Annotated in this window: 8 protein-coding genes and 1 riboswitch; of the genes, 7 read left to right on the top strand and 1 reads right to left on the bottom strand. The window is 38.7% G+C overall.

Annotated features, from left to right (window positions below; translation table 11 throughout):
- The first annotated feature begins 222 nt into the window (after positions 1-222).
- From ACCB35_RS18865 to ACCB35_RS18835, 7 genes are all read left to right on the top strand, one after another.
- On the top strand, positions 223-4320 hold the full coding sequence (locus ACCB35_RS18865) for a S8 family serine peptidase (RefSeq protein WP_374054847.1): 4098 nt from the start codon (positions 223-225) through the stop codon (positions 4318-4320).
- Between the two features lie 231 nt (positions 4321-4551).
- Positions 4552-5790, top strand: a complete 1239-nt coding sequence (locus ACCB35_RS18860; RefSeq protein ID WP_374054846.1) for a helix-turn-helix domain-containing protein — start codon at positions 4552-4554, stop codon at positions 5788-5790.
- A 500-nt stretch (positions 5791-6290) separates the two neighbouring features.
- On the top strand, positions 6291-6830 hold the full coding sequence (locus tag ACCB35_RS18855) for a signal peptidase I (protein WP_374054845.1): 540 nt from the start codon (positions 6291-6293) through the stop codon (positions 6828-6830).
- Positions 6831-6849: 19 nt separating this feature from the next.
- Positions 6850-7560, top strand: coding sequence for a hypothetical protein (locus ACCB35_RS18850; RefSeq protein ID WP_299743412.1), 711 nt, complete (start codon positions 6850-6852; stop codon positions 7558-7560).
- Positions 7561-7677: 117 nt separating this feature from the next.
- On the top strand, positions 7678-8178 hold the full coding sequence (locus ACCB35_RS18845; protein WP_374054844.1) for a protease inhibitor I9 family protein: 501 nt from the start codon (positions 7678-7680) through the stop codon (positions 8176-8178).
- Positions 8179-8596: 418 nt separating this feature from the next.
- A complete protein-coding gene (locus ACCB35_RS18840) occupies positions 8597-9829 on the top strand; it encodes a helix-turn-helix domain-containing protein (protein ID WP_374054843.1) in 1233 nt (410 codons plus the stop codon).
- Positions 9830-9870: 41 nt separating this feature from the next.
- On the top strand, positions 9871-10131 hold the full coding sequence (locus ACCB35_RS18835; protein ID WP_374054842.1) for a hypothetical protein: 261 nt from the start codon (positions 9871-9873) through the stop codon (positions 10129-10131).
- A 43-nt stretch (positions 10132-10174) separates the two neighbouring features.
- On the opposite strand, the gene ACCB35_RS18830 is transcribed toward ACCB35_RS18835, so the two are convergent.
- Complete coding sequence (locus ACCB35_RS18830; protein ID WP_374054841.1) at positions 10175-11515, bottom strand: DUF2254 domain-containing protein; 1341 nt, start codon at positions 11513-11515, stop codon at positions 10175-10177.
- Between the two features lie 304 nt (positions 11516-11819).
- Positions 11820-11930: riboswitch (SAM riboswitch) on the top strand.
- The last annotated feature ends 115 nt before the right edge of the window (positions 11931-12045 follow it).

Genomic DNA, 12045 nt, shown 5'->3' with positions numbered 1-12045 from the left:
TTATCCCCCAACTTTAATAGAACAAAAGGTTCGGTTCTTATGGACTATTTTGTGTAATCAGTCATTTTTCAGCCTCCAAAATAGCTGGTTTTTCTGATTTTCTTCGCTAGGTAAACACAAACACCACCATATCCTGCTTCCCAAAAATGACAAAATTCCCCCCAATGACGAATTCGTTTTTCAACAATATAATTTAATTAGAAAGAAAAAGGGGTTGAAGTCATGAAAGCTATCAAATATTCAAAGATTGCATTAAGTGCAGGGCTTCTTATGGGTGGAGTTGCACCTTTAAGTCATGGGCCAGCGGTACATGCAGAAACACAGTCGGATGCGATGAAAATCTTGGCGGGTTTGTCGCCAGAACAACGTGAGGCCTTGAACAAATTAGAAGCCAATCGATCAATGAAGGGTCTGCAATTATCAAGAGACATTGATTTGAAAAGTGAAGAACAAGTGACCGTCATTGTTGAATTTGAACAGCTTCCTGCAAAGACAGAACAAATCCATCAATCTTTAAAGGGGAAAGAAGTTTCTTTTGAGAAGGCAAAGAAACAGGTAGAAGAGTCCCACGCAAAATTTAAAAAAGACTTAAATGAAAAATTAGTGAAAAAGACAAAATCGGGGAAAGAAAACTACGAAATTAAGCACACGTATAAAGATGCGTTTAATGGTGTAGCGATGACTCTACCAGCCAATGAAGTTGAAAACCTATTAGAATCAGAAATCGTTAAGGCTGTATATAATGAAGAGGAAGTCCAGCTTTCTCCTCCACCAAAAACAGATGAAGAAGAAGGATCAACTACAAAAGTGGACAGTATTCCTTTCATGAATATTGATCAGCTACATAAAGAAGGGTTCACTGGTAAAGGAGTCAAGGTTGGTGTGATTGATACAGGAATCGATTATAACCACCCTGATTTAAAAGATGCCTATAAAGGCGGATACGATTTTGTAGATAAAGATGATGATCCGATGGAAGCAACATATGATGACTGGAAAGCTTCTGGATATCCTGAAAACAATCAAGGGAACAGTTACTACACGGATCATGGTACACATGTCTCAGGAACGATTGTAGGTCAAGCTGTAAATGACTCGGATTACAAAGTGATTGGTGTCGCTCCAGATGCGGAATTGAATGTATACCGTGTATTAGGGCCATACGGATCTGGATCAACGAGTAACATTCTTGCCGGGATTGACCGTGCCGTAGCAGATGGAATGGATGTCATCAACCTATCCCTTGGAGCATCAACGAATAACCCTTTGTATGCAACGAGCATAGCCGTTGATCATGCTGTGTTAAGTGGTGTGACAGCCGTTGTGGCAGCTGGGAATTCTGGGGATCAAGGGAATTATACATTGGGATCTCCAGGTGCCGCTGCCCTTGCCTTGACGGTAGGTGCAAGTTCTGCACCATCTTTTGTCACGACTTATGATGGCGTGTTCTCTGTGGAAGGTAAGGGTCTGGATGGACTTCTACAATTAATGACCAACAAATGGACGGATGAGTTCAGTAAGCTCCAAGGTCAAAGTTTTGAAATGGTTGAAGTAGGAGAAGGTGGACCTGCTGATTACAACGGGAAAGATGTCACTGGAAAAGTGGCATTCGTGGCTCGCGGCTCCTATGCACTCATCGAAAAAATGGAATACGCGAAACAAAATGGTGCAAAAGCCGTCATCATTTATAATATGAATCCAGATGAAGGGCATATCCCTCATTATTTAGGCGAAAGCAATGACAATCTCCCTACTTTTTCATTAACGAATCAAGATGGTTTAGCAGTGAAAGAACTATTCAAAGATGGAATACCAACCATCACTTTGGGAGAAATGGGGGAAGCGGAAATCAGCGGTGATGAGCTTGCATCCTTCAGTTCAAAAGGTCCTTCAGGAACATTGTATGATATCAAGCCAGAGGTAACGGCACCTGGGGTCAATATTCTCTCAACCGTTCCATCCTATATGCAGAATAAAGAAGATTCATCGGATTATTCACATGCCTATCAACGGTTATCAGGCACATCAATGGCGTCACCTCAAGTAGCGGGGATTGCAGCATTATTACTTCAAGCACATCCTGATTATACGCCAAGCGAAATTAAATCTGTGTTAATGAATACGGCAGATCCATTGAAGAATCAATATAGCGTATTTGAAGTTGGAGCGGGAAGAGTCGATCCAATGCAAGCCATCCATTCGGACACGATGATTTCCGTTCTGGATGAAACACCATTTATTGAAAACCAGGAAGAAATCATCATTCCGGAACAAACCGGTGGTCTAAGCTACGGTTTTATCCCGATGGGGGATGAACATATTACAAAAACGACCAATCTATCAATTACAAATAATAGTAATAATAACAACAAGTACGATATTTCAGTAGAATATAATGTGGGGGCAAAGGCTTCTGGGTCTCTGGATGCTGAGAAAAATGGTGTGAGGCTCAATGTGCCAAGCTCCATGAAAGTGAAAAAGAATAAAGAAGAACAATTCAATGCGATTCTTACCATCCCGAAAACGGCTCAAAAAGGAACATATGAAGGATACATCGTGATTCAAAATCAAAAGGATCCAGAGAACAGCTATCGTATCCCATTCGGAGCGAAAGTCGTGGAGGAAGGAATCGGCTACTTTGATGTTTATACGAAAAGTATTTCGACTAATCGCGTGAACAATCCTTATAGCAGAAAAGAAACCGATCTTGATTTCAGATTGAATTCCCCGATGGAAAGATTGGATTGGGTACTGGTTGATCCAGATACGAAAGAAGACCTGGGATGGATTACAGGTGTGAATGCAACAGGAGCTGCAATCGATGTCGATTATTATATTGAAGAGGGGTTCTATGGATATTATTATCCATTAACAGGACATGATAAAAAGCCGATCAGCTATACAAAAGTGAGAGTGGAAGACGGCATTTATGATGTGAAGATGATCGGAACGACGAAAGATGGAAAGCAGTTTGCCAAAACATCCACCATTAGCTTAGATAACGGGGCACCGACAGTCGTTTATGATCAGACGAATGCATTGCCAACGGGTGACTTTCCGATTGTAGAGCTGGAAGAGGGTCAAGAAACAGTCACTTTATCAGGAACTTTATTGGATTCAGAAATAGAGGAAACGGCAAAGACCGATATCCCGCTCACTCAAGCAAGTAATAATATATGGTATGGGACGAATGGTCCAAGCTATCGACTACAAGTGGATGAAAATGGACAGTTTTCAAAGGAAATCAATGTAAAAACGTCATCCATCAGAGAAATGCAATATTTAGGAGCTGATTATGCTGGAAATACAGCTATTCCTAAAGTGGTCTACTATGCACCTAAAGGACTTCAATATGTTTTCGCGAAACCGGATAAAGAGTCTTACCAAATGGGTGACAAGATCACTTATACATTCTACGCTAACAATTTGGAAAAAGCCCATGACTTTTCAATGTATACCTATAACTCAAGTAAGCTTTTGGATTCTGTTGAATTCCAATTAGCGGATGGGTTACCAGAGGGATCAGAATTGAATGTGACAAAAACCGGTACAACAAGTGTCAGAAATGATATTGAGATAAAAATTCCAAATGAAGGCGTATCAGGAGACGTTGCATTATTCAAGATTGTAGTTGATACGAATGAGCAGGAGTTTTTCAATACGTATTCTCCATTGTTCAGTAGTGTAAGTACGATGAAGATTAATAACGGACCACGGATCCCGACGAAAATGGGAGCTCACCCAGTCTATCCAAAAGTATCAAAGGTTAATGCAGGATTTATAGGCGCAGAAGGACTCCTGACAGATGCAGGTCGCTTTGATTATAGCCGGGATTACACACAAATAGGTGCCACTATACACTTAGAGGATACAAATGGAAATACTTATCCTGTCACCATACCGAAAAACGGTGTTATTTCTATCGAACAACTACCATCATCTGTACAGAAGTATACCGTCGTTACGGATGTACCAGGACACTACACAACATATACACCACTTGAAGCGGGACGTACAGAAAATGGTGTAGATATTGGTGAATACATCACTTATTATATGGCCGTTTCCAAGCCTGGAGATATCAATAAAGACAATGCCATCGATATTCACGATGCACTACTGCTTCAAGATCATTGGGGAACGGACTATCGAAATACGGATATCAACTTCGATGGTACGACAGATGAAAAAGACTTTACACTCCTTGAGAAGTATTACTTGTCTGAAAATGATTTTGTATTAGATACTCCAGATCCTCAATCTGAAGTAGATGGTAATACGATTGACACGATTAAAGAGGAACTGGGAATTAATCCTTAACGGTTTCATTTCGAAACATTTTGATGAACGTAATCAACCAGAAGAAAGGGTAGTCCGTTAAGGGCTGCTCTTTTTTCGTGAATGAAAATTCATCGAGATTACACTTTACTCCTACTTTGAAAAGTCCGAATAGACAAAAAATAACACTATTTTAATGAAGATTGAAAAGGTATGATGATTAAAAAGAGTTAATCAAAAAACAATTAGTATAATCTTTCGGGAGTGAATTCGATGAGTTTAGGATTACTTATAAAATTTTACAGAGAGAAAAAAGAACTGACCCAGGAAGAACTGGGAAAAGGGATTTGTTCCGTTACTCATATCAGTAAAATTGAGCGTGGCAACACCCAATATTCTCCTGAAATCACGCATATGCTAAGCGAGAAACTCGGAATCGATCTGGAAAAGGAAATGCAGTCCCTTCAGAAATATGAGCGATTGCTTGAGCAATGGCACGATAGCATGGTTTTACAACAAATAAGTGAGATTGAACGTTTAAAAGACGAGGTAGAAAAGAATTCATTATTTCTCATCCAATCTGTTAAGAATAAGTATTTTTTATTACAATCCAGATACAACCTTTTGCAAGGGAACATCGCCCAAGCAGAAACGCTGCTGGATAAAATGAATAAACACCGTAAAGAATTAAACACGTATGAACTTCACCTGCTTCATCACCTTCTCGGAATCACAGCAGGAATAAAAGGAGACTTCAAGAAGTCACTCGAATATCTCCTTCAAATCAATGAAAAAGAATATTTAAATCACGAATTCTTCTATCAAATCGCCATCGCCTATCATAACCTCCAATTTAAAGTAAAGGCCTATTACTATAGTGAAGTCGCACTTGATTACTTCAGGAAAACGAATAATTTTAAAAAGGTCATTGATGCTGAAACAATTAAGTTGATAAACGAAGGAAGAAACGAACTTTGGGATTTCGAGGAACTCGTAGAAAGGTATAATCGTTTAATCGCACAGTGTGATATTCTTAATGAAACGTCAAAAAAAGCGGCTTTATTAAGCAACTTAGCATACGAACACTCGTATGTTGAGGACAATGAAAAGGCAAAAATGTACTACAAGAAGACGTTATCTTTATTGGAGAAGAACCAAAAGTCACCTATCTATCTTAATAATCTGATTGGATACGTTTACTGCAGTTTACATATCGAAGGAAAGCAAGAAGAACAGGATCTCAAACAACTGATAGAGACAGGTACTCAATTCGCGAAGGAAATTAACGATCAAAGCAGTGTTCTATTCTTTAAAATGCTCCGCTTGTTACATGAGGATAAAAAAGAGTTGTATTATCAGTTTATTGAAGAAAAAATCATTCCCATGCTTGAGGGGAGTGGAAAACATCAACAGCTGCATACCTATGAAAAAACGATGTATCAACATTATTTAGATAAGGGAAATCAAGAGAAAGCCCTTCTTTATGCAGGTAGATTAATTGAAAATTGTTAAGGTCGTGTGAGTAAAACACTGAAATGAAAAGCGGGTTGATCTAAACCAAGAGTACGGGAAAAAGTACCTTGGTTTTTTGATTTGAAGAAGTAGAAAACACTATCCATCAATCAGAAACAGGTGTGTATTTTTATATAAAAAGGTCAAATAATGATAAGTTGACCCCGAATTTTTTTACTATCCAACATTACGTATCAAAAATGTACCTCTAATCGACAATAGTTGGGGGATTAAGGTAGTGAAAAAAGACTGGTTATTTTATCACACTATCTGATTTTTCGTAAGAATTAAGCAACTTCTTCATTTTCAAAGATAGAATAAATCAGGCAGTAATACCTATGAAAACGAAAGCTTAATCATGTGTAAACCCCAATACACCAAGGCTTACAGCTATGTCATAATAAAGACAGAAATCAGAATCTTACTTAAATTCTGATTAGGGAACTTCTTTTGCTAGACCAATTATTTTTATACAGCACAACCAGAATAGAGGGTGAGAAATGGAGCAGATAGTGAAAATTGTCAAAAAAGCCATTCCAATCGTAATCTTTTTACTCATCATGATGATCATCGTTTCCATCTTCATAAGCCTGAACAGCAATAAACCGCTATCCTTTTTTGGATACAAGCCGTTAACCGTATTGTCGAATAGTATGTCTCCTACCTTTGAGGCTGGAGATGTAATCATTACCCGGGAGATGGATCCGGATGATCTTAAAGAAGGAGATATCATCTCCTATTACAACCAGGAGAAAAACCTGATCACTCACAGAATCACTTCCATTGTTGGAGAAGACGGAGTAAAGCACTTCTATACTCAAGGTGATAACAACAATACGGTGGATGAAGATGTTACAACGGCAAATGAAATCGTAGGGAAGGAACTCTTTCATATTCCAAATCTCGGTTTCCTTTCTCAATATACGAAGGGACCGATGGGTTTCTTACTATTCATCATTGTTCCATTAACGGGGTATGTGTGTTTGACGGTTTATGAAAAAATCAAACCGAAGAAGCAAGAGGAGTATACCAAATCATAATAAATAATGGGGGATTGACATGTTTAAGTTGAAGAATGCATTTTTGGGAAGCGCATTAGTAGGAGCAATCGTAGTATCTGGAAGCTTTGGTACATATTCTTGGTTCACATCCGAGACAAATGCCACAGGAGAGATCACAAACGGTACATTGGAGATCAACAACTCACAAGACATGGAAACCAAGATCATCGAAGCTACTGGGTTTGCCCCTTCACAATTAAAGTACGGTGAATGGTTAAAGATTGAAAACACAGGTGATATGGATGCTTATCTTAAAGCTACCTATAACCAGTCTCTAAGTGCAGATGTACCTTTAGACGCCTATAAAGTAGGATATATCGCTTATAAGTTCTCTGAAGGACAAGAAATGACAGACGACATCCTGGAAGAATCAAGAATCTACTTAGATGAGTTATTCAATGGGACAACCAATGAAGTTAGATCTATGTCCAAAGCGATCGCTCCTGGAGTTGAAATGGTTGTCGGATTTGTAGAGGAAGAGGCACAACCTGCTGCAAAAGGCATGAGCGGGAAAGCCAAGATGGTACTTGGGGACGGTTCTAAAGAGGGCGAGAAGCATGAATTTTGGCAATTAAATGATGACCAATACATTGACCTTTCTTTCGCAATCAAACTGGACGAAAAAGCAGGTAATGAGTATCAAGGAATTACCTATACATCGAATTTGAATGTAACAGCCAAGCAAATGGATGATGGTGCAAAAAACTAACGAATCTCTAAAATAGAATAACTTCGTGAATAACGTTTGAAAAGGCAATCGAAAGGAGACAATCCTGATAGATTGTCTTTTTTTTTTAAACTCTTAAATAAAGGAGATCGAATGTTAATGAAGAAGTGCTACTGGAGAGTCCTTTTCCTGGTCTTTATGATGGTCATAGGAGGATGTCAGGCAGATCCAGGGGAAAGTACCTATCAGAATGAGGATGAGGCGGTGGAAGAAACGATGAATTCGGCGGTCAAGGTTGATCCATCCATTAATCTTTCAAGTGAGAAGGTTGTTTCCGTTATTATTGAGTTTAAGACAAAACCTGCAAAAATCGCCGTTCTGGAAGCAGAAGCTCAAGGCGTGGATATGACCTTGGACAAAGCCAAGGAACACGTTGAACAGAGTCATCAGGCTTTCGAGCAAGAACTTCATGCCTTCCTGGATGATAATGAAGTGGAATATCGTATCAAACACAGGTATAAAACAGCCTTTAATGGGGTGTCAATAGAATTACCGGCAAATGAAATTAAGAGATTAATGGGCTCTTCTGTTATTTCCAGGATTTATCCAAACCAGGAAATCCAGTTGGATCCTCCTATTCAACCTTCAGATCAAATGTAAAAAAGATAACCGGCACACCTTGAATCAGTCAGGTGGGTGCCGGTTATCTTTTTTTCTAATTTTAAAGGCCACAATTCCTTTCGGAAAATAGCATAAAAAATGTTCAAGAAATCGGGAAAATAGAATAGATCAAAAGGACTAATCTCGTTTTAATCACAAAGCCGGATAATTGATAATTTTTCAAATATATATGATTTAGTGCCGATTTTTCTTTAGAATTTACTTTTAATATTCAGTAATATAGGTGCGTAAGTAAAAATGACTAGGATAATAGTTCTGTTTGAGACTTAAAGAAACCTGCTGAAAACCCCAATTTTTTCATGATCAGTTATTAGTATAATAGGAGTATAACCTATATTGAAATAAAAACTTGGATGAAATGAATCAACCTATACTACGTCACCCTGGAGGTTAAATCATGCATATTGGGACATTTATTAAGTATTATCGAATCTTTAAGGGAATGACCCAGAAACAGGTAGGGGATGGGATCTGTACACCTGGCCATATCAGTAAAATTGAAAGCGGACACTTACAGATTACGAAAGATAAAATCGAATTGTTCAATCAAAGGCTGAATATTAACGTGGAGAAAGAGTTAAAGGCGTTTAAAAAATTACGATTAGATTTGGAATTGTGGCATGATGTCATGATCAAGCAGGTAAATGGAAAAATCGAATTATTGAAAGAGACCATCGAACAAAATCCATTAATCAAAATTGAAACGCTTAATGGCACCTTTAAGCTGCTGAAAGCAAGGTACTTTATTATGAAAGGAGAGCTAAAAGAAGCTGCATTCTATTTAGGTCAGTTTTCTAATAAACGTCTGTCCTTCCATATGTTCGATTATGATTTTCACTTATACTATCATATAAAAGGCATGTATGAGCTTGCAAAAGGAAATCCGCAAACAGCCATAAAGTATTTGGAGAAAATAGATCGGGATATTTATTCCAATCCTGAATCCTATTATCATATGTCAGTTGGCTATCATGATCTTGGACAGCTTGACAAATCCCTGCGATATAGTCAGCTGGCTTTGAACTATTTCAAGGAAACGTTTAATTTTACAAGGTGTATAGATGCTGCTACGATTCAGTTGGTAGCAGAAGCCAGAGGCGAAGAAGCGAGTCTTGCGTCGCTAGTGGAGAAATATGACGAGTTGATCCAACATTGTGATAATCTCCATGATCATAGAAGAAAAGCCGTTCTTCACCTGAATTTAGGGAATCTTTATCGAGACGTAATGGATGATAGAAAAGCAAGAGACGCATTTCACATAGCATATGGATTATTGAAACACGAGTCCGATAAAAGAATGTATGTAAACAGCCTCTTTGGTTATATTGATAGTTCCATGGATGTAGACGGTTCCGCAAATAATGAAAAATATGCTAGTTTAATAGAGGAGGGACAGACATCTGTGAGAGATATGAAAAATTCCTACTTGGAAACGTTCTTTACGATGCTTGAGATCAGGATCCAAGAGGGAGAGGAAGCATATTATCACTATATTGAGAATGTCATCATCCCTCTATTAAAGGAAGAAGGGCAATATGCCCAGTGCAACTATTACATTCAAAAGCTCTACAACCATAATAGAATGGATGGTAGTAGAGAGGCAAAAGGAAAAGAATGCGTATTTAGCTGACGGTTATATGATTAGAAATGACAGAGAAAGGAGAGGTTTAGATGGAAAACCCGGATCGATTAATTTCATCATTTGATGAGGTGACATTGAGTGATTATAAAATGCCCATCATTTGTATTTACTCAAGCCCAAAAGATTATAAAGGCATGTTTGTGGCAAGGCTATTCGATGTCAATCAGCCCACTCATTATATTTTGATGAGACCTACATTAGAAGCAATCCGAAGTGAAATTCCCGAACGTTTCTCGATCGTACCGAAAGCACAAGGGGAAGATACCAGCATCGTCGAAACATGGATTTAACTCCTAGTAAAAAGCTTCATCCCTCTAAAAGGGATGAAGCTTTTTACGTATTTTCATTGGCAGACGGATAGAATTTACTTTCGATTTTCTTATATTCCCTAAGATTTTCAGTGAGACGTGCCAGTTTATGAACTTCCTGGAGAAGAAACGTCTTATCCAACTCATAAATCACTTCTTTTTCAATATGATCAATGGTATTACAGGCAAATTCCCAAATGGCTTTGTGTTTAGAGGGGGCAATGGACTCTGCAATAAGTGAGAGTGCCCGAACGATGTCAGTAATGATGAGATGATTGTTTTTTGCATAATGCCTGATATAGCCAAATCCACGATAGAGATAATAATCAAATGCTTCTGTCTGGAGAATGACTCGAATTTTTCCTTCCTGATCGATTAAATAGGGGGTGAAGGAAAGGTGTTCTTCAACTGTCAGCATAAGATCGGCCATCTGATCAATCGTATTGGATGCCGTTTTAGGGTCATCATTCCCAAGGGACTTAATCGCAACTTCTGCAAGCTTATGGATCCCCATCTGGAGATCTTGAATTTCAGTCTCCTTCTGGCCCATTTCGATAAAGTCGAGATGGAGATCAGTGGAAATATCTTCGGTCTCAGGTCCCCAAATGCTCATCAATTCATTCCCTGCCAAAACATAATCCCCGACTTTATGGTGGAGCTGAATGACAAGTTGATCTCTTTTGGCCGCTTCAATCATTCCATGAAAATCGATCAACTGTATATATCCCGACTCTCTTGACTTCACATGAACAATATTTTTCTTATGATGCTCCATGATATCCCCGGCATTTTTAGTTCGGTGGGCTTCTAAGTCATGTTTCAGCGTTTGATTGATCATCACTTCAGAAACCTGCTTCATATTGTACGTAATATTGTGTACCTGCATCCAGGTAGAGGCATGGTTAATAAAGTAGATAAAGGTGACGGCAGTAAGGAATGCAAGTCCGATCGTCATGGTCGGGGCAGCAACAAACAATTCTTCCTTTGAATTTCCGATAAAAAGAAAGAGGAGCAGTACGTAAACAAAACTGCCATTGAAAATTCCAAGGGCGTGCTGCGTTTGTTTGTCCGAAATGAAATCAAGGAGCATCCTGGGTGAAAATTGACCACTGAACATCGTGAGTACTACAAGGAGCGAATTCAGCGTGAAAGCACTGAGTGTGAGAATGGCCCCGATGAGTGTACTGACAAGCATGCGTGTAACAGCGGCATCCATACTTAGGAAACCATATGTGTACTGAGAAATGTCTGCATACAGATCTAAGTAGAGAGTGAGAGCGACAAGGAGTATGGAGAAACAAATATAAAAGAACGGCATATACCAAATGTTCAGTCGAATCTCACGCATTCGTTGCCGTTTTGACATGAGCATATATTTTCTGATGGATAAGGGAAGCATTTTTTTGAGCATAATAGATTCGGTTCCTTTCAAATAAAGAGATATGGGTTAGTTTTCCCTGCCAGATCATGTTAAAACGTCTCTCTGTAAATTAGATTAATAGGCTCGTAGAAGGAGCTCAATCTTAAGTAAACCAATAGGAATTCCCCTCTCTCGTCACATTAGAAAGAATTTTTTAAAAATAACAAAAATGGTATTGACGAAGGAATGAATCCCCTATATAATCCAATTCATACTCAAATAGCAAGTAATACCAAAACAAACGATATATCTCTTATCAAGAGCGGCGGAGGGATAGGCCCGATGAAGCCCGGCAACCTACAGGATCAGACTGTAAAGGTGCCAATTCCTACAGATTCTATATGGATCTGGAAGATAAGGGGAGGAGCATGCTCATAAAGCCCTCTTCTTAAAAAGAAGAGGGCTTTTCTGTATACCCTCTTTCTTTCCCACATTATTCTAAGTGATTCCTAAGTGGAGCTTCAAAGGAATGAACC

It is taken from the genome of Rossellomorea sp. FM04394, from assembly GCF_041889765.1.
Taxonomy (GTDB): Bacteria; Bacillota; Bacilli; order Bacillales; family Bacillaceae_B; genus Rossellomorea; species Rossellomorea aquimaris_B.
Note: the sequence above shows the minus strand (reverse complement) of the source record. Positions and strands in the feature narration are given on the sequence as shown.

Bases quoted from the DNA above. Each gene is read 5' to 3' on its own strand.
- ACCB35_RS18860 (WP_374054846.1), top strand. From the start codon at position 4,552: ATGAGTTTAGGATTACTTATAAAATTTTACAGAGAGAAAAAAGAACTG.
- ACCB35_RS18865 (WP_374054847.1), top strand. From the start codon at position 223: ATGAAAGCTATCAAATATTCAAAGATTGCATTAAGTGCAGGGCTTCTT.
- ACCB35_RS18855 (WP_374054845.1), top strand. From the start codon at position 6,291: ATGGAGCAGATAGTGAAAATTGTCAAAAAAGCCATTCCAATCGTAATC.
- ACCB35_RS18850 (WP_299743412.1), top strand. From the start codon at position 6,850: ATGTTTAAGTTGAAGAATGCATTTTTGGGAAGCGCATTAGTAGGAGCA.
- ACCB35_RS18840 (WP_374054843.1), top strand. From the start codon at position 8,597: ATGCATATTGGGACATTTATTAAGTATTATCGAATCTTTAAGGGAATG.
- ACCB35_RS18830 (WP_374054841.1), bottom strand. From the start codon at position 11,515: ATGTCAAAACGGCAACGAATGCGTGAGATTCGACTGAACATTTGGTAT.
- ACCB35_RS18845 (WP_374054844.1), top strand. From the start codon at position 7,678: ATGAAGAAGTGCTACTGGAGAGTCCTTTTCCTGGTCTTTATGATGGTC.
- ACCB35_RS18835 (WP_374054842.1), top strand. From the start codon at position 9,871: ATGGAAAACCCGGATCGATTAATTTCATCATTTGATGAGGTGACATTG.